Source organism: Pseudomonas fluorescens (genome assembly GCF_001648775.1).
Lineage (GTDB): Bacteria > Pseudomonadota > Gammaproteobacteria > Pseudomonadales > Pseudomonadaceae > Aquipseudomonas > Aquipseudomonas fluorescens_M.
On the sequence record NZ_LVEJ01000010.1, the window covers coordinates 70,743 to 89,676 of the forward strand.

The 18,934-nt window shown below is 57.7% G+C and carries 16 protein-coding genes; 7 read left to right on the top strand and 9 right to left on the bottom strand.

Features of this window, described 5'->3' with window-relative positions; translation table 11 throughout:
• Window positions 1-77 precede the first annotated feature (77 nt).
• Window positions 78-1,436, top strand: coding sequence for a glutathione-disulfide reductase (gene gorA, locus A8O26_RS10570; protein WP_008082669.1), 1,359 nt, complete (start codon window positions 78-80; stop codon window positions 1,434-1,436).
• Here the strand turns inward: gorA and A8O26_RS10575 are convergent.
• Complete coding sequence (locus A8O26_RS10575) at window positions 1,433-2,449, bottom strand: DNA-binding protein (protein ID WP_064117938.1); 1,017 nt, start codon at window positions 2,447-2,449, stop codon at window positions 1,433-1,435. The genes gorA and A8O26_RS10575 overlap by 4 nt on opposite strands.
• Window positions 2,450-2,627: 178 nt before the next feature.
• On the opposite strand from A8O26_RS10575, the gene A8O26_RS10580 reads away from it, so the two are divergent.
• From A8O26_RS10580 to ahpF, 3 genes are all read left to right on the top strand, one after another.
• Window positions 2,628-3,566: a site-specific integrase gene (locus tag A8O26_RS10580; protein WP_064117939.1), complete on the top strand. Its 939-nt coding sequence runs from the start codon at window positions 2,628-2,630 to the stop codon at window positions 3,564-3,566.
• Between the two features lie 136 nt (window positions 3,567-3,702).
• Window positions 3,703-4,266 (top strand): alkyl hydroperoxide reductase subunit C, encoded by a 564-nt coding sequence (gene ahpC / locus A8O26_RS10585; RefSeq protein WP_007912224.1) that lies wholly within the window; start codon window positions 3,703-3,705, stop codon window positions 4,264-4,266.
• Window positions 4,267-4,390: 124 nt separating this feature from the next.
• Window positions 4,391-5,953, top strand: coding sequence for an alkyl hydroperoxide reductase subunit F (gene ahpF, locus A8O26_RS10590; protein WP_064117940.1), 1,563 nt, complete (start codon window positions 4,391-4,393; stop codon window positions 5,951-5,953).
• Between the two features lie 252 nt (window positions 5,954-6,205).
• On the opposite strand, the gene gloA is transcribed toward ahpF, so the two are convergent.
• Window positions 6,206-6,727, bottom strand: a complete 522-nt coding sequence (gloA, locus tag A8O26_RS10595) for a lactoylglutathione lyase (protein WP_064117941.1) — start codon at window positions 6,725-6,727, stop codon at window positions 6,206-6,208.
• A gap of 138 nt (window positions 6,728-6,865) precedes the next feature.
• Here gloA and A8O26_RS10600 point away from each other — a divergent pair, with 138 nt between their 5' ends.
• Window positions 6,866-7,384, top strand: coding sequence for a DUF4946 domain-containing protein (locus A8O26_RS10600; protein WP_064118358.1), 519 nt, complete (start codon window positions 6,866-6,868; stop codon window positions 7,382-7,384).
• Window positions 7,385-7,602: 218 nt separating this feature from the next.
• Here the strand turns inward: A8O26_RS10600 and A8O26_RS10605 are convergent, their stop codons facing one another.
• The 3 genes from A8O26_RS10605 to A8O26_RS10615 all read right to left on the bottom strand — a co-directional run bounded on the left by A8O26_RS10605 (window position 7,603) and on the right by A8O26_RS10615 (window position 10,726).
• A complete protein-coding gene (locus A8O26_RS10605; protein ID WP_016774912.1) occupies window positions 7,603-7,968 on the bottom strand; it encodes a histone-like nucleoid-structuring protein, MvaT/MvaU family in 366 nt (121 codons plus the stop codon).
• Window positions 7,969-8,202: 234 nt separating this feature from the next.
• Window positions 8,203-9,738: an EAL domain-containing protein gene (locus A8O26_RS10610; RefSeq protein WP_064117942.1), complete on the bottom strand. Its 1,536-nt coding sequence runs from the start codon at window positions 9,736-9,738 to the stop codon at window positions 8,203-8,205.
• A 115-nt stretch (window positions 9,739-9,853) separates the two neighbouring features.
• Window positions 9,854-10,726 (bottom strand): LysR family transcriptional regulator, encoded by an 873-nt coding sequence (locus tag A8O26_RS10615; protein ID WP_064117943.1) that lies wholly within the window; start codon window positions 10,724-10,726, stop codon window positions 9,854-9,856.
• A gap of 76 nt (window positions 10,727-10,802) precedes the next feature.
• Here A8O26_RS10615 and A8O26_RS10620 point away from each other — a divergent pair, with 76 nt between their 5' ends.
• A complete protein-coding gene (locus A8O26_RS10620) occupies window positions 10,803-11,750 on the top strand; it encodes a DMT family transporter (RefSeq protein ID WP_064117944.1) in 948 nt (315 codons plus the stop codon).
• A gap of 245 nt (window positions 11,751-11,995) precedes the next feature.
• Window positions 11,996-13,072 (top strand): 4-hydroxyphenylpyruvate dioxygenase, encoded by a 1,077-nt coding sequence (gene hppD / locus A8O26_RS10625; protein ID WP_007912211.1) that lies wholly within the window; start codon window positions 11,996-11,998, stop codon window positions 13,070-13,072.
• A gap of 127 nt (window positions 13,073-13,199) precedes the next feature.
• Here hppD and rarD read toward each other — a convergent pair whose 3' ends face one another.
• From rarD to A8O26_RS10645, 4 genes are all read right to left on the bottom strand, one after another.
• Window positions 13,200-14,081, bottom strand: coding sequence for an EamA family transporter RarD (rarD, locus tag A8O26_RS10630; RefSeq protein WP_064117945.1), 882 nt, complete (start codon window positions 14,079-14,081; stop codon window positions 13,200-13,202).
• A 140-nt stretch (window positions 14,082-14,221) separates the two neighbouring features.
• Complete coding sequence (locus tag A8O26_RS10635) at window positions 14,222-16,342, bottom strand: acyltransferase family protein (protein WP_081265174.1); 2,121 nt, start codon at window positions 16,340-16,342, stop codon at window positions 14,222-14,224.
• Window positions 16,343-16,451: 109 nt separating this feature from the next.
• Window positions 16,452-17,465: an aldo/keto reductase gene (locus A8O26_RS10640; RefSeq protein ID WP_064117946.1), complete on the bottom strand. Its 1,014-nt coding sequence runs from the start codon at window positions 17,463-17,465 to the stop codon at window positions 16,452-16,454.
• A 69-nt stretch (window positions 17,466-17,534) separates the two neighbouring features.
• Complete coding sequence (locus A8O26_RS10645) at window positions 17,535-18,434, bottom strand: LysR family transcriptional regulator (RefSeq protein ID WP_064117947.1); 900 nt, start codon at window positions 18,432-18,434, stop codon at window positions 17,535-17,537.
• Between the last annotated feature and the right edge of the window lie 500 nt (window positions 18,435-18,934).

Consider the following 18,934-nt stretch of genomic DNA (forward strand, 5'->3'; position numbering starts at 1 on the left):
TTGGTCATCGGCATAACGGCAGAGGCTTGCTCAATGAGCATCTGCAGGTATGCTGATCCCCTGCCGAGGAGATAGAAATGGCCTACGATTTTGACCTTTATGTGATTGGTGCCGGTTCCGGCGGTGTGCGCGCTGCGCGTTTTGCGGCCGGGTTCGGTGCGAAAGTGGCGGTGGCCGAGAGCCGTTATCTGGGCGGGACCTGTGTCAACGTCGGTTGCGTGCCGAAGAAGCTGTTGGTGTACGGCGCGCATTTTGCCGAAGACTTTGAGCAGGCATCCGGTTTTGGCTGGAGTCTGGGAGAGGCGAATTTCGATTGGGCGACGCTGATTGCCAACAAGGATCGCGAGATCAATCGCCTCAATGGCATTTATCGCAATCTGCTGGTCAACAGCGGCGTGACCCTGCATGAGGCGCACGCGAAGATTGTTGGTCCGCATGAAGTTGAAGTGAATGGTGAGCGCTTTACCGCGAAAAACATTCTGATCGCCACCGGTGGCTGGCCACAGATTCCGGAGATTCCGGGGCGCGAACATGCCATTGGTTCGAATGAGGCGTTCTTCCTCAAAGAGTTGCCAAAGCGTGTGCTGGTGGTCGGTGGCGGTTACATCGCGGTCGAGTTCGCCGGTATCTTCCACGGCCTCGGCGCGAACACCACGCTGCTGTATCGCGGTGATCTGTTCCTGCGCGGTTTTGATGGTTCGGTGCGCAAGCACTTGCAGGAAGAGCTGACCAAGCGCGGTCTGGATCTGCAATTCAATGCCGACATCGCGCGTATCGACAAGCAGGCCGACGGCAGCCTGAAGGCCACGCTTAAGGATGGTCGGGAGCTTGAGGCGGATTGCATTTTCTACGCCACTGGCCGCCGCCCGATGCTCGACAATCTGGGGCTGGAAAACACCGATGTGCAGCTCACCGACAAAGGCTTTATCAAAGTCGACGAGCAATACCAGACCAGTGAGCCATCGATTCTGGCGCTGGGCGACGTCATCGGTCGCGTGCAACTGACGCCTGTGGCGTTGGCCGAAGGCATGGCTGTAGCGCGTCGTCTGTTCAAGCCCGAGCAGTATCGTCCGGTGGATTACAAGATGATCCCGACGGCGGTATTCAGCCTGCCGAACATCGGCACGGTCGGTTTGACCGAAGAGGAAGCGCGCGAGGCTGGCCACGATGTGGTGATCTTCGAAAGCCGTTTCCGGCCGATGAAGCTGACCCTGACCGAGTGTCAGGAGAAAACGCTGATGAAGCTGGTGGTCGACGGCAAGACCGATAAGGTCCTCGGCTGCCACATGGTTGGCCCGGACGCCGGCGAGATCGTTCAGGGCTTGGCGATTGCCTTGAAAGCTGGCGCGACCAAGCGCGATTTCGACGACACGATCGGGGTGCACCCGACGGCCGCCGAAGAGTTTGTCACCATGCGTACGCCGGTCGGCGCTTAAGCGTCTTTCGATTTGGCTGAGTCTGGCGCTGCCGCAACGGTAGCCGCCAGACGCTGGCTTTCTTCCAGGCTTGCCTGAGCCTTGTTCAATTCCTTTTCCAGTGACTGGTTGAGCAGTGTCTGCTCCTCGACGTTCTGTTTGAGTGTCTGGCTTTCCAGTGTGGCCACGCGCAAGCGTTCCTGGAGGAGGGTGCGCTCGCTGTCGACACGGGTCGCTTGTTCCAGCAGTTGATCCTGGCGCTGATTGCTCTGTTTGAGTTGATCCTGCATCAGGCTCAGCTCGCGCTGTGTGCCACGGTTCTCGGTAAGCAGGCGTTCGTTGTCACGGTGCAATTGGGTGATTTCGTCCTGGCGCACCATTGCGCTTTGCTGTGCCTGACGCAATTCGGCTTGAATCTGCTGCACTTGTGCTTCGTGACGGCTCTGTTCCTGTTCGCGCTGCTCTTTGCTGGCGTTGCGATAGTGCTCGAGTGCATCGCGAGCGTGCAGGTGTTTCTCTTCCAGTGAGCGGATCTGCTCGTCCTTGTCCTGCAAGCGCAATTCAAAATCGGCCAGCGCCTGATTGAGCCCGGCATTGCGGGTTTGCTCGGTTTGCAGCATCGAGCGCGTATTGCCAAGCGCTTCGGATTCACGCGCCAGTGCCGCGCCTTGAATATCGTGCTCGTGTTCGAGCTTTTCCAGTGCCTGACGCGCCTGTTTCAGCTCCGACTCCAACGCTTCGCGCTGTTCCTCAAACTGCTCGCGGGCCTGCTCGATAGGCTCTTGCGCCTGCTCTTTCAGACGCTGAGCGAGGCGAGAGACGAGAGCGGTCAACTCATCATCGATTGGCTCTGCCGAGGCTTCAATAGGTTGCGCGCCGTCGTCCAGCTCTTTCAGGTAACGATGGATCGTGGTTTTCGAGCCGGTGTTACCCATTTCAATGCGTACTGCATCGATGCTCGGGTGTTCGCCACGGGCGAGGATCGCTGTGCGCGCGATCTGCACCAGTGCTTTGGTAATGCCGCCACGGGCCATGTGAACTCCTACGGTTACGTACTGTGGTACATGCCACTAAAGTACGCAGTGTACCATCTCAAAAATAAAGATAAACCTTTGATATTAAAGACGCGGGATATACTGGTATTACCCAGTGTCAGACGGCAAAATGCCTGTCTGCACCCTTCAATCAGTACGCCAGCGAGAAGTACAGCCCATGAGCGATCTGGATCGCTATCTGCAAGCCGCCACCCGTGACAACACGCGCCGAAGCTATCGCGCGGCCATTGAGCATTTCGAAGTGAAGTGGGGCGGGTTCCTGCCGGCCACGGCCGACAGCGTCGCGCGGTATCTGGTGGCGCACGCCGAGGAGCTGTCGATCAATACGCTGAAACTGCGTCTGTCGGCGCTGGCGCAGTGGCACAACAGCCAAGGATTTGCCGATCCGACCAAGGCGCCAGTGGTGCGCAAGGTCTTCAAAGGGATTCGCGCGTTGCACCCGGCGCAGGAGAAACAGGCGGAGCCATTGCAGTTGCAGGATCTGCAGCGTGTCGTCGATTGGCTTGAGCAGGAGGCGCAAACCGCAAAAGAGCAGCAGGATCGCCCGTTACTGCTCAAGGCTTACCGTGATCGCGCATTGATTCTGCTGGGATTCTGGCGCGGCTTTCGCAGTGATGAGTTGTGCCGATTACAGATCGAACATGTGCAAGCGCACGCCGGCAAAGGCATCACCTTGTATCTGCCACGCAGCAAGGGTGATCGGGAAAACCTCGGTCAGACCTACCAAGCGCCGGCGTTGTTGAAGTTGTGTCCGGTGCAGGCCTACATCGACTGGATCACCGAGGCGGCGCTGGTGCGCGGCCCGGTTTTCCGCAGCATCGACCGCTGGGGCAATCTGAACGAGGAAGGCCTACACGCCAACAGCATCATTCCTCTACTGCGCCAGGCGCTGCAGCGCGCGGGCATTGCCGCCGAGAACTACACCAGTCACTCACTGCGCCGCGGCTTTGCCACGTGGGCCCATCAAAGTGGCTGGGATTTGAAATCGTTGATGAGTTACGTCGGCTGGAAGGATATGAAGTCCGCGATGCGCTATGTTGAAGTCAGCCCATTCCAGGGGATGGCTCGGATTACGGATAACCCGGCTTCGTCGTAGATATCGTTTTCTTCTATTAATAGAGTCAGCTAATAGCGAAAACAAATCAGCAGCATCAGGTTTGCCAATGAGCCATCCGTCGAGTGAGTGGGTAGGATTCACCCATCGAATTCACAACCCTGACGGAGAGTCATCAATGCCTATCATCAACAGCCAAGTAAAACCGTTCAAAGCTACCGCGTTCAAAAACGGCGACTTCGTTCAAGTCTCGGACGCTGACCTGAAAGGCAAGTGGTCGGTCGTGTTCTTCTACCCAGCCGACTTCACCTTCGTTTGCCCAACCGAGCTGGAAGACCTGGCTGACAACTACGCTGCCTTCCAGAAACTGGGCGTAGAGATCTACAGCGTTTCCACCGACACCCACTTTGCTCACGCTGCCTGGCACAACACCTCGCCAGCCATCGGCAAAATCGAATACACCATGATCGGCGACCCGACCCACGCCATCTCCCGCAACTTCGACGTGCTGATCGAAGAAGTTGGCCTGGCTGACCGTGGCACCTTCGTGATCAACCCTGAAGGCCAGATCAAAATCGTTGAACTGAACGATGGCGGCGTTGGCCGTGACGCTTCCGAGCTGCTGCGCAAGATCAAGGCTGCTCAGTACGTTGCTGCTCACCCAGGCGAAGTTTGCCCAGCCAAGTGGAAAGAAGGCGAGGCCACTCTGGCACCGTCCCTGGACCTGGTCGGCAAGATCTAAGTCTGTGACACGCAACTCAGGGCGGTACGCCGCACCTTCTTAAGTACGCTGCACCGCCCCATAAAAATGCCCGGGCGAGATTCGCTCGGGCTTTTTTTCGCCTCAAATAAAGGAAATCGCCCGTATGTTGGACGCCAATCTTAAAGCCCAGTTGAAATCGTACCTGGAACGGGTCACCCAGCCGATCGAGATCGTTGCCTCCCTCGACGACGGTGCGAAATCCCGTGAAATGCTGGAACTGCTGAAAGACGTAACTAGTCTTTCGAGCCAAATTACGCTGATCGACAGCGGTGACGACGCGCGCAAGCCATCGTTTTCGATCAACCGCCCGGGCGCTGACATCAGTCTGCGTTTCGCCGGTATCCCGATGGGCCACGAGTTCACTTCGCTGGTACTGGCCTTGCTGCAAGTCGGCGGCCACCCATCGAAAGCCAGTGTTGAAGTGATCGAGCAGATCCGCTCACTCAAAGGCGAGTTCAGCTTCGAGACGTACTTCTCGCTGTCCTGCCAGAACTGCCCGGACGTGGTCCAGGCACTGAACTTGATGGCCGTGCTCAACCCGAACATCCGCCACGTCGCCATCGACGGCGCGCTGTTCCAGGACGAAGTCAACGATCGCAAGATCATGGCCGTGCCGAGTATCTACTTGAACGGTGAAAACTTCGGTCAGGGCCGCATGGGTCTGGAAGAGATTCTCGCCAAACTCGACACCGGCGCCATCGAGCGTCAGGCCGAGAAGATCAGTGCCAAGGAAGCCTTTGATGTGTTGGTCGTCGGCGGTGGCCCGGCCGGTGCTTCGGCCGCAATTTACGCTGCACGTAAAGGCATTCGCACTGGCGTCGCCGCTGAACGCTTTGGCGGACAGGTGCTGGACACCATGGCCATCGAAAACTTCATTTCCGTACAGGAAACCGAAGGGCCGAAACTGGCCACGGCGCTGGAAGAACACGTCAAACAGTACGACGTCGACATCATGAATCTGCAGCGCGCCGACAAGTTGATCCCGGGCAAAAACGGCGAGCTGCATGAAGTTCACTTTGCCAGCGGCGCGACCCTGAAGGCCAAGAGCGTGATTCTGGCAACCGGCGCGCGGTGGCGTGAAATGAACGTGCCGGGTGAGCAGGACTATCGCAACAAAGGCGTGGCGTACTGCCCGCACTGCGACGGCCCGCTGTTCAAAGGCAAGCGTGTGGCAGTGATCGGCGGCGGTAACTCCGGCGTTGAAGCAGCCATCGACCTGGCCGGTATCGTGTCGCACGTAACGCTGCTGGAGTTTGACGTACAGCTGCGTGCCGATGCCGTATTGCAGCGCAAACTGCACAGCCTGCCGAACGTCACCGTGATCACCAGTGCGCAAACCACTGAAGTCACCGGTAACGGCGAGAAGGTCAACGGTCTGCGCTACAAGGATCGCAACACTGACGAGGTGCGCACTGTCGAGCTGGAAGGGATCTTCGTGCAGATTGGTTTGCTGCCGAACACTGACTGGCTCAAGGGCACCATCGAGCTGTCGCCACGGGGCGAGATTATTGTCGATAACCGCGGCGAAACTTCGATTCCGGGGATCTTCGCTGCCGGCGACGTGACCACTGTGCCGTACAAGCAGATCGTGATTGCGGTAGGCGAGGGCGCCAAGGCTTCGCTGAGTGCTTTTGATCACCTGATCCGCACTTCGGCTCCGGCATAACGCCAAGCCAGAAATGAAAAAACCCGTGAGCGATCACGGGTTTTTTATTGCGCGTTAAAAGCGGCCCCTCACCCCAGCCCTCTCCCGAAGGAAAGGGAGCCGACCGAGGTGTCTGGCGCTGTCCGTCGACCTGAAAGATCCAGCCGATTATGGATTCAACGCCAATCGATCAAGTCGGTGTAAGTCTCCAATGTCCCCCAATCAGTTCCCTCTCCCTCTGGGAGAGGGTTAGGGTGAGGGGCCTTTCAGCTTTTACAGTGGCGCAGGCTGAATGATCTCGACCCAGTAACCGTCCGGATCCTTGATGAACGCCAGGCTCTTCATGCGGCCATCGCTCAAGCGCTTCTGGAAGTCGCAGCCCAGTTCTTCAAAGCGTGCACACGCAGCCACGATGTCCGGCACCGAAATGCAGATGTGGCCAAAACCACGCGGATCAGTGTTGCCATTGTGATAGGCGAAGTCGGCATCATTTTCGGTGCCGTGGTTATGGGTCAGTTCGAGAATGCCCGGAATCGACTTCATCCACTCGGTGCGGGCAGCGGCGTCGGCCGGGATCTGCGCTTTGTCGACCAGTGCGAGGAAGTACAGGCTGAATTCGGCGTCCGCGAAGTCACGTTTCTCGACCAGCGAAAAACCCAGCACGCGGGTGTAGAAGTCCAGAGACTTGGTGATGTCCTTCACACGCAGCATGGTGTGGTTGAAGACGAAGTTGCGGGTTGCGCTGTCTGGCGTGGCGGTGACGCCGGGGAAAGTGTTCAGTTCGTGCAGGCTCATGGGCCCTCCAATAACTATGGGCGAGTGAATGGGCGCAATGATACGCATGCCCGCCGGCATCGCCAAATGAAAGGCAGGCTTGCCCTGCGCGCGGGCGGGGCTCAGACTTTGCCGCTCAATCTGCGAGTGCGTCCGGCAATGATCCGACTGTTGAAAAGGCTCTTTGGTTTAATTGGTTTTTCTTTGGTAGCCGTTTGCGTTTCAGCAAACGAGCCAAGCATCACGTGGCCGGCAGGTTGGGAGGTTGAGGTACTCCCGGACACAGCGCCTCAGGTTTTTCGCCAGCGGGCGGTCAAGAACGATGCCGATGGCAATCAGGTGATGGTCATGGAGTTGACCATGACCCAGGTCGAGGCGGGCCATCAGGTCAATTTGCAGGGCGTGTTGCTGGAGATGCGCAAGTCGGTTCAGAAAGACTTTTTCCAGGGTGGCTATCAAAGTGTCTGCAACAAGGTGCATCCCGCTGCGCTGGGTTCTTTGTCGGCACTGGAAACGACTTGCACGGTGACCGAAAACGGTCGGCATGTGTTGTCGCAAACGTTGGTTGCGGCGGTCGATGCGGATAAGGCTTATGTTCTTTCGTATGCCGGTCAGGCCGAGGTTTATAAGGCGAGCGCGGAAGAAATAGTGGCGGTACGAAACAGCCTGAAACTTTAATCATCTGTTCTATTCGAAGGGCGGTTAGATACCCGAAGGGATTAAGCACAAAGTTTAAGCTCGGCGCGGACGGCAACACCAGGCATCAAATTGTTTAGCGCCGTGGCTCACCAACGTTACAGGTGAAAACCAAACTTTGTGATGAAATTCATTTCATTTGTTAGATATTGTCAATAAAAAAGCCCCGCATGATGCAGGGCTTTGTTGTTGGCGTGGGATTAACCGCGCAACCAGGAATCAACGGTGGCTGCACCGTACTGTTCCTTCCAGGCTTTCAGGCCACGGTGGTTGCCGCCTTTGGTTTCAATCAGTTCGCCGGTGTGCGGGTTCTGGTAAACCTTGACCACGCGAGCGCGGCGGGTTTTAGGTGCTGCAGACTGTTGCAGACCGGATTTTGCCGGGTTCGGATCGAGGATGGCGATGATGTCTTTCAGGCCTTTGCCGTAGGTTTTCATCAGCCCCTGGAGCTTTTCTTCGAATTCGATTTCTTTCTTGAGCCCGGCATCGTTCTTCAGCGATTCCAGCTGCTTGAGCTGTTCCTGAAGGGCCTTTTCAGCTGCACGAAATTCAGCGAGTCTGGACAATATCTTTACTCCAATAGTGTGTTTGGCTGATACCAACCGCAAACAAAGCTATAAGCCAAGAGCCTTGAAGCGACTCGGTGATAATGGCTCACCTGCCAATCTTGCAACAGGCATGAAAAATTGTAGTAGTTAATGAGCCAAGAGTAAATCCTGACTTTTTCTCCATGTAACAAACACAGTCTTTTGTATCAAATTGGTGCGCCTTGTCGCAGGGCGCGGCCAGACCGCATTTAGTTAATGGTGACTTAATGCGCTGATGAAATCCGCCGCCGCCATCGGTTTGCCGAACAGATAACCCTGCAGGAAGTTGACGTTATGTGCGGTCAGATAATCGGCCTGCGCCTGGGTTTCGACACCTTCGGCAACAATACCCAGATCGAGTTTGGCCGAGAGTTCGATAATGGTGTCGAGAATATGCCGCGACAGTGCGTCGATGCCGATCATGGCGACAAAACTCTGGTCGATTTTCAGGAAGTCGACATTGAACTTGCGCAGGTAGCCGAGGCTGGAATGCCCGGTGCCGAAGTCATCGATGGCGATCATCACCCCCAACTGATGCAGTTGCTCAAACAACTGCCGAGTGATGTCGGTGGGTTCGATCAGCTCGCGCTCGGTCAACTCCAATATCAGATTGATGCTGCCGGGTGCGAACGCGGCCAGCAGTTCGCGGCAATCGTCGACCAGCTCAAGGTCCTGGCAATGGCTGGCCGTGATGTTGATGCCGAGGTGGAAGGGTGTGGCGAACGAGGCGGATTGTGGCCCAAGCAGGGCGGCGGTTTGCTGCATCAAGGCGCGGGTCATCGGCACGATCAAGCCTGAGTGCTCGGCGAACGGGATAAACAGATCCGGGCGCACCAGTCCTTCTTTCGGGTGGTTCCAGCGCATCAGCACTTCGGCGCCCGACCATTTCTTGCTGTCGCCGTGCACGACTGGCTGGAAGTACGGAATAAACTCGCCAGCCTCCAGCGCCCGCAGCATTTCATGGCTGGGCGACGTCGAGCGTTTCTGCAAAACATGCCCGATCGCACCCGACACTACGCCAAAAAAGATCAGCAGGCTGAACAGCGGCGGATATTCATCAGCCATGTAGCGCCAGGTTTCGCCTTGGGGAAAACCGGCGGCAACGCTGTACGCATAGTGCGAAGAATTGAGCATGCTCTGGGCCACCGGCAGCGCCGGCAAGTGGCCTTGATGGACTTTGCCGTCGGCCGACAGCCAGTTGTTGCCGACCTGCAGTAACAGCAGGGTGTGCCGACCGATCAAGCGCAGAATATTGCTCAAGTGATAGCCGTCGAGTGTGGTCAGTGCGCCACCGCGCCCCTCACTCAGCCGATAAACCAGCAATGCGGTGTTGGGCGTCACCGGATTGCCGTTCATCAACCACAGTTTGCCTTGGGCGTAATCACCGGCGTTGACGGCTTCCTTGTAGTCACCGAATAACGAACTGCAATAAAGATTGTCGTCCCACACCAGATTGGTCGAGCGCACGAACGGGCGGCGGGTGACTTGCTCGCGCAGGGCCAGTTTGACGTTTTCGCACGTCTGCCCGGCCAGCGGCAGTAATTCCCGGGCAGCCTGCGCCGTGTTGTCGAGCATCAGGTCAAATTGGCGCAACGCCTCTTCTGCCGTCTGTTGCGAACCTTGCTGCAAGGTGCGTTCAGCCTGCATGTACAGAATCACACTGCCCAAAACCACAGGCAGCAGGCCGCTGAGCAGCGTGATGAAAAGGCGGGTGCTGCGTTTGCGGCGGGGTCTGACGGTTAACGGCATGGGCGCATCCTGTCGCGAGAAAGTGGGGCGCTCGAATGCAGGCCGGGCAAGGGCACGCCGCCGAAAAACAGATCAGCCAGAACGGATGATAGATGGCGCACAGCGCTTGTGCCGCTCATCGTTGATGCATTGCGCTGGCCAATTGAATAAAGGCCAATGCCGCCGGTGATGCCTGGCGCTGATCGAGCACCGCGAGACCGACCTGCCGCTGGACGACGGGATTCAGCGGCACTTTGACGTAGCCGTGCTGTGCCGTATCCGGCAACGACCCCTCAGCCACAACGGTGATCGCATCGCCACGGCTGACCGTGTCGAGGGTGCTGAGCAATTGCGAGCAGCGGTAGCGAATATTCGGCTGCAATCGCGCGGCATTGAACAGCCGCGAAACCAGCTCCGACGAGCCAGCCTCGGTAAGTACGAACGGGTCGTCACAGAGGTCATTCAGGCCGACGGCCGTGCGTGCGGCCAAAGGATGATCAGCCGGGAGCAGGGCGACCATTTGGTCTTCGATCAAGGCAAAGGTATCGAAGCGCTCTTGGGGAAGCACCACGAACCCGATATCGATCCGTCGCTCCTCCAGCCACTGGATCACTTGCCGGTCCGGGCCTTCATCAATGTGCACTTCGATGCCGGGATGCGCTTCGCGATAGCGCCGCAGAATAGTCGGCAGCAGCTTGATCGAAGATGTTGGACCGAATGAGCCAATGCGCAATGTGCCGCGTTTCATCCCCCGCGCATCGGCGGCCTCCTGGCGCAGGGTGTTGGCCAACCCGAGCATCGCCCGTGCGCGCAGCAGCAACTGTTCACCGATATCGCTGAGTTCCACTGGCGATTGATGCCGGCGCAGCAATTCGATACCCAACTCCTGCTCCAGCGATTTCAGCGCATGCGACACCGCTGATTGCGAAATGCCCAGACGATGGGCGGCGAGGGTGAAACCGCGCAATTCGGCCACCAGCGAGAAAATCTCCAGTTGCGTCAGGGTCATGAGTGAATGCTCATTTTACGATGATCAGGAATGAGATGAATGATACGCCATCCATTCAATTTCCTTGGGAAGCGTCATGCGTAATGTTCAACAAACCCACGCGCAATCGTCCGACATGCCGGTCTATCTAACGTTGGCCGCAGTGACCATGATCTGGGGCGGCACGTTTGTCGCCGGGCGCTTTCTGGCGGGCAGCCTCAGTCCGATGTTCGCCGCGAGCCTGCGTTTTTTGCTGGCAAGCGCCGCGTTGCTCGGCTTTCTGTGGGTGGCGCGGATGCCTCTGGCACGACCGACGCGTCGCCAGTGGCTGCAACTGACGCTGCTGGGGTTGTTCGGGATCTTCTTTTACAACCTGTGTTTCTTTTATGGACTGCAGTACATCAACGCGTCGCGCGCTTCGTTGATTGTCGCATTGAACCCGGCGCTGATCGGCCTCGCTTCATGGCTGCTGTTCAAGGAGCGTCTGGGGCGATTGAAAGTGCTCGGTATCGCCACGTGCATTGCTGGCGCAAGCCTGGTGATCGTCAGTCGCAACCCGCAACTGTTGGCCGCAACCGCAGATGCGTGGATCGGCGATCTGTTGATTTTCGGCTGTGTCGTCGGCTGGGGTGTGTATTCGCTGTGTTCCCGAGACCTCAACCAAACGCTGGGGCCGGTGCAGACCGTGACGTATTCGATTTTGCTCGGGACGGTCATGCTGTGGGCGCTGGCCGCAGTGCGTGGCGAGTTGAGCTGGACGGTGCTGTGCAATCTCGGCACGCCACAATGGCTGAGCCTGATCTACCTCGGCGTGTTCGGTTCGGCGCTGGCCTACATTGGCTACTATCGCGGCATTCGCCAGATTGGCGCGACGCGTTCCGGCGTATTCATCGCGCTCAACCCGTTGACCGCAGTGATCCTCGGCGCCGCGTTGCTTGGCGAACAACTCACGCCGGCCATGTGCGTGGGCGGCGTGTTGATCCTCGCGGGCATTTACCTGTGCAACAAAGCCTTTGCACCGGGCGTAAAAAAGCGGATTTTATAGAGAGAGCAGACAGGCCTATTTACGCTGTGTAGAATCGGGTTACGCATACAATAATAATCGTCTTCTGGCAGCAGAAGCCTCGCCCGCAAGAGCCTTGGGTCGACAATGAAGATATTCGGGTTTCAACTGATCTACGGTGACTTCCTCGCCCGCAGTGTGCGTGGCATCTCCTGTGCGCCACCCACCCACCTCGCATGACTGACAAATAACCCTGGTTAATTGATAAGAAATGATGAGGCGTCACCATGGCAGATTTATACGAAAACCCAATGGGCCTGATGGGCTTTGAATTCATCGAGCTCGCATCGCCGGTGCCGGGCACGCTGGAGCCGATCTTCGAGATCATGGGCTTCACCAAAGTCGCCACCCACCGCTCCAAGAACGTGCACCTGTACCGTCAGGGCGCGATCAACCTGATTCTCAACAACGAACCCAACAGCGTCGCTTCGTACTTCGCGGCTGAACACGGCCCGTCCGTTTGCGGCATGGCGTTCCGCGTCAAGGATTCGCAAAAAGCCTACAACCGCGCACTGGAACTCGGCGCTCAGCCGATCCACATCGAAACCGGTCCGATGGAGTTGAACCTGCCGGCGATCAAAGGCATTGGCGGTGCGCCGCTGTACCTGATCGACCGTTTTGGCGAAGGCAGTTCGATCTACGACATCGACTTCGTGTTTATCGAAGGCGTTGATCGCAATCCGGTGGGCGCCGGTTTGAAAATCATCGACCACCTGACCCACAACGTCTATCGCGGTCGCATGGCCTACTGGGCGAACTTCTACGAGAAGCTGTTCAACTTCCGCGAAATCCGCTACTTCGACATCAAGGGCGAATACACCGGCCTGACCTCGAAAGCGATGACCGCACCGGACGGCATGATTCGTATCCCGTTGAACGAAGAATCGTCGAAGGGCGCCGGGCAGATCGAAGAGTTCCTGATGCAGTTCAACGGCGAGGGCATCCAGCACGTTGCGTTCCTCACCGACGACCTGATCAAGACCTGGGATCAGTTGAAGAAGATCGGCATGCGCTTCATGACCGCGCCGCCGGACACTTATTACGAAATGCTCGAAGGTCGTCTGCCGAATCACGGCGAGCCGGTCGATCAGCTGCAATCGCGCGGCATCCTCCTCGACGGCGCGTCGGAGCAGGGCGACAAGCGTCTGCTACTGCAGATCTTCTCGGAAACCCTGATGGGCCCGGTGTTCTTCGAGTTCATCCAGCGCAAAGGCGATGATGGTTTCGGCGAAGGCAACTTCAAGGCCCTGTTCGAGTCGATCGAGCGTGATCAGGTGCGTCGTGGTGTGCTCGCTACCGAATAATCCGCTACCCCGCTAAAAACTGTGGGAGCCAGCCTGCTGGCGATAGCGTCTTCAGATTCAACATTGATGTTGACTGACAGATTGCAATCGCCAGCAGGCTGGCTCCCACATTTGTTTTGTGTTGCGCTTATGGGCGGCGTTGGCGCATCAGGTGTTTAAAGCCTTCGAAGACCAGCACCACAACCGCCAGCCAGATCGGAATGTACGTCAGCCATTCACCGGACTTGATGCTCTCACCGAGCAGCAACGCCACACCGAGCAGCAGCACCGGCTCAACATAACTCAACAAGCCAAACAGACTGAACGGCAGCAAGCGGCTGGCAATGATGTACACCACCAGCGCCGATGCACTGATCAAACCGAGCAGCGGGATCAGCCACATCAGCCCCGGGTATTGATCGAACACGCCAAAACCCTGCTCGCCGCCCTGCACGAACCAGTACGCCACTGGCAGCATCAGGGTCATGTCGACCCACAAACCGCCGAGGTTGTCGGTCTTCAGGTATTTGCGCAGCACGAAGTACAGCGGATAACCGACCACGACCACCAGCGTCGCCCAGGAAAAACCGCCGACCTGATACAGCTCATTGAGCACGCCCAAACTGGCGAAGAACACTGCAATTTTTTGCAGGTACGAGAGGCTTTCGCCGTAGGCAATCCGTCCGGTCAGCACCATCGCCAGTGGCAGCAGGAAGTATCCCAGCGAAACATCAAGGCTGTAGCCATTGAGCGGCGCCCACATGAACAGCCACAGTTGCACGCCGAGCAGGGCGGCCGAGACGATCAGCCCGCCGATCAGCTTCGGCTTCGCGGTCATTAGCCGGACCAGTTCCAACACCCGCCGCCATTCGCCCGACACCAGCATGAACACGGTCATGCACGGCACGGTCAGCAGCATCCGCCAGCCGAAAATCTCCACGCCACTCAACGGCGTGAGCAACGAGGTGTAGTAATACATGACGGCAAACAGCACCGAGGCTGAAACCGATAGAGCGATACCTTTAGACAAACTGTCCTCGCGGGGTTGATGGTCAAACGGGGCGCGAAGGATACGTGGTTTTTGTGCTGAATATTGGCCAGATGCTCAATATTCTCCACACGCACACATTGCTGTTAACAAGCGTAGTCAGTGTGGCCCGGCTCGAAACCTTATTGTGCAACCTGCAAGGGGTTGCCGAAGCGCTTGATATACATCTCGCCGAACTTGTAAGAGGCGTAATCGGTGATGTGCCCAATGTCACGATAGACCGGCAAACCATCGACGCTGGTCATGCACGCAGCGTCTTTGCACTGGACGATTTTCGGGTCAATGACGATCAATCCGGGGTATTCGGCTTTCAGGTCATTGAAGAGTTTTTCCAGCACCGGCTCCTTGGCCCCGGACCATGGCGCCGTTGCGCAGAGACTGCTTTGCTCGGCACTGCCCATCAACCCGCGCAACTTCACCTGTTGCAGCAGACAGGTATTGATACCCGGTGGCATGGGCAGGGTGTTCTCCAGAAACACTGGCGTCGCACCGGATTCGACAATGATATCCAACGCTTTACGGATCGCTACGCCGAGGCGTTGCTGCGACAGTTCCACGCTGCGAGGGTCATCGCGTCGGGTGACGATGTCATTCTTCAGATAGGCCTCCCAGAACTGGCCGACGATCACGTACTTGAAATGCCTCTTGGCGATCATCTCGTAATAGCGTTTAGCGGCGTTGTGGCATTTTTCAAACAATGCGTTCTTGTGTTTACTCTCGTCGTAGAGGTAGATCCCGGGCAAGGCCAGGCACGCCGGGTAGCCCTGTGTGAGCACGGCAAGATTGGCGTCCTTGGCCAGTGTTTCAACAAAGCCCCAGTAGTGATTGGAAAACGAATCGCCCATCAGCAATATTTGTGGTGCAGCCTGCGCGGCGCCCGACAGGCAGCCAGGATCGGCGCCATCGCTGACCCCCAGACATGCCTCCCGAGTGCCCGGAACAGCAGCTTTCAAGCCGTTGAACACATCGCTGTAACCTTGATTGAAGCGGCTCGGCCAGCCTTCGTTTCTGACGCTGGCAGCGTGCAGCAGCGACAGGCCGACAGCGGGCACAACCATCAGCACTACCAGCGTTTTGCCAAAGCCAAGTCTTGCCTTGCGGAACTTGTTTTCGATCAGCACATAGGAAAGCCAGGCGGTAAGGAAGGTGGCGACGAAGTAAACGATCGTGACTGGCGGGGTGAGGGCGATGCCCATGTAACTCATCACCGCGAGGATTGGCCAATGCCACAAGTACAGGGAGTAAGAGAGGGTGCCGATAAACACCAGGGGTTTGAACGCCAGCAACTTCGAGGTGATGCTCGCATCGCCAATACCCTGAAACAGCAACGCAGCAGTGGCGAGGCACACGGCGATGGCGTGGTATTGCGGAAAGCCCGGCAAGATATCGTCGCGGGTCGCGCAATAGATAATCGTCACAAGCGAAAGCGCACAGACCAGAGAGGCACTCAGACGACTGAGCCTGAACGTGCCCGTGCTGAAGATCACCGCACAGGAGCCGATCATCAATTCAAAAATCCGCGCGGTGAAGAAGTAGTAATTTTTATCAGGAACGTTGTAGGACAGGTACAACGCGAGTGCCATGGCCGCCACGGTCAAGCCGAACACAGCCATGTTGAAAACGTTTTTCGCCAAGTAGCGGTGGAGCAACCAGAGGCCCAGCGGCAGGGCCAGATACCATTGCCATTCGATGGCCAGCGACCAGGTGTGCAACAGCGGCAGGCTTGCCGCGTCGGGTGTGGCGTAACCCGTGGTCACCTTGGAAAAGTACTGGTTGGAGATGATTAACGAGGTGTACTTTTCGCTTTTGAGAAAGTCGATGTAGTCATCGGGCAAATACAGCAGCGTCGTGACCAGCAATGTGACGACCAGTAATGCCACAACGGCCGGTTGTAATCGCCAGATCCGCCGTGTGTAGAACCCTGAGAAAGTGAACGTGCCTTGGTGAAGCGACTTCATGATGATCGCGGTAGTCAGATAACCCGAGATCACGAAGAAGATATCGACGCCGATAAAACCGGACGGGAAAAGCGCAAGACCGCCGTGGAAAATCAACACCAGCAGAACCGCGATCGCGCGAAGTCCGTCAATGTCCGCACGGTAGGCCAGTGAGGGTTGGCGATCGCCGACTGTTGCAGGCTCTATGGCCGAAGAGGGCAGGCGCAGATCTTTTTTGTCGCCCAGGAGTTTAAGCAGCAACCCGCGCAGTGGCTTCCGGGAGAGCTCGGCGGAGCGATTGGACATGTGCTAATCCCTGGCAAATTCCGGACGATCGATCACTTTTTCCGTTGGATCGCGCTTGATTCATTCAAAAACAGCCGATTGTATCGGCTGTTGGGGGTTAGGGAAAAGCCTAAACCTGATGCGGTTTACGCCCCGACACAAAATGGCTCACATCGTTGAACCCCGGTGTCGACGCATGCCCCGGCGTCACCAGCGAGTCAATAAACGCTTCGTCCTCGGCGCTGATCTTCACCGCCTGCGCCTTGCTGTAAGCGTCCCATTGCGCCTCAGTGCGCGGCCCGACAATCGCCGAGGTGACCGCGCGGTTGTTCAATACCCAGGCAATCGCGAATTCAACCATGCCGACACCGCGCTGTTCGGTGTACTGATGAATCTGCTGGGCGATGCGCAAGGATTCCACCCGCCATTCGGTTTCCAGAATGCGTTTGTCCTGGCGCCCGGCGCGGCTGTTGGCGTCCGGTTTGATGTCCGGTGCGTATTTGCCACTGAGCACACCACGCGCCAGCGGGCTGTAAGGCACTACGCCGAGGCCGTAGGTTTGCGCGGCGGTGATTTGCTCGGTTTCGGCCTGGCGGTTGACGATGTTGTACAGCGGCTGGCTGATCACCGGGCGATCAACGCCAAGGTTGTCGGCGACGCGGATCACCTCGGCAATCCGCCAGCCGCGATAGTTCGACAAACCCCAGTAGCGAATCTTGCCCTGACGAATCAGATCGCCAATCGCCGACACGGTCACTTCCAGGGGTGTGTTGTGGTCTTCGCGGTGCAGGTAATAGATGTCGAGATAGTCGGTGCCGAGCCGGGTCAGGCTGGCCTCGATGCCGTTGAAGATATGTTTACGGCTCAAACCGCTGCGGTTCGGCAAGCCGTCCACCGGGCCGAAACCGACCTTGGTCGCCAACACCCATTCCTGCCGATGCCGGGCGATCGCTTCGCCGACGATCTCTTCCGAGCGGCCTTGCGTATAGACGTCGGCGGTGTCGATGAAATTGATTCCCTGATCCCAGGCCTTGTCGATGATGCGCAGCGAGTCTTCTGCGCTGGTCTGCTCGCCGAACATCATCGTGCCGAGGGTGAGGGTGGACACCTGCAACCCCGAATGCCCCAGTGTGCGATAGCTCATGCCGATATCCTTTTTGTCGCGGGGAAAGCCTTAATCAAATACCAGAAGCAGGTGACGCGGCAAAGTCATTTATCGGCGCAATGCCGCACAACGCTCGCGCAAAAATACCTGCAACACCTTGACCCGTTCGGACACTTGCACCCGATGCGGACAAAGCAGATTGAACGGCACACTTTCGCCCTGCCAGTCATCGAACAGCGTCAGCAAGCGTCCGGCCTGCACGTCCTGGGCGACGTCGAGCCAGGCTTTGTAGGCGATGCCATGCCCGGCCAACGCCCAGCGCCGGGCCACTTCGCCGTCGTCGCTGAGGTAGTCGCCATGCACTTCGACTTCGACGATTTCATCGTCGCGCGTGAACCGCCAGGTGTTGTAGGGCCGGCCATTACGCAAATAGAGCAGGGCGCTGTGCTCGCTCAATTCGCCGGGATGTTGCGGGGTGCCATGTTGTGCCAGATAGTCAGGGCTGGCGCAGGCGACACGCCGGTGCTGCGGCAGAATCGGCAACGCCACCAGTGTCGAATCGCTCGGCACGCCGAAGCGCAGCGCGACGTCAACGGTCTCGCGGAACAAATCGGCATGCCGGTCGTTGAGTAGCAATTGCAGCTGAATATGCGGGTGCTCGCGCTTGAAGTCGTCCAGCCACGGCAGCAACACGTTGCGCCCGAAGTCGGAGGGCGCCGCCAATTGCAGCACGCCGCTGAGGCCCTCGCTCTGCCGCTTCAGCGCCAGCTCGCCTTCGGCCAGTGCCGCCAGCGCCAGACGCACGCTCTCGAGGTATTGCCGACCTTCTTCCGTCAGACGCATGCTGCGTGTGGAACGCGCGAACAAGCGAATGCCGAGACGGGTTTCCAGGCGTTTCAGGGCAATGCTGGCGGCGGCCGGCGTCAGTTCGAGTGCCCGCGCGGCAGCGGAAATGCTGCCGGAATCGGCGACACGGACGAAGATCTCCAGATCGAGAATCGAGCTCATTGCTAAAAATCCTTTAAAGATCTTTGCGTTTTTGCGGGATTTTTCTGTGATTGGCAAGGGTTGACACTGCAATCAATCAACAATCGAGGGGGATACGTATGACCTGGACATTCGATCATCTGGCCTTCAATACCGCTGACGGTCAGACCTTGCAGGACAGTGCTTTAGAAGCCCCTCACCCTAACCCTCTCCCAGAGGGAGAGGGGACCGACCGTGGTGTTTGAGCGAGTTACGCCGACGTGCACTACCGAGTCGAACTCAGGCCTTGAAAAGCACCAAAATCGGCTCCCTTCTCCCGGTCGAACTCAAATCTTGAAAAGCACGGCAATCGGCTCCCTTTCCCCCCTCGCCCCCCTGGGGGAGAGGGGACCGACCGTGGTGTTTGAGCGAGTTACGCCGACGTGCACTACCGAGTCGAACTCAGGCCTTGAAAAGCACCAAAATCGGCTCGCTTCTCCCGAGTCGAACTCAAATCTTGAAAAGCACGGCAATCGGCTCCC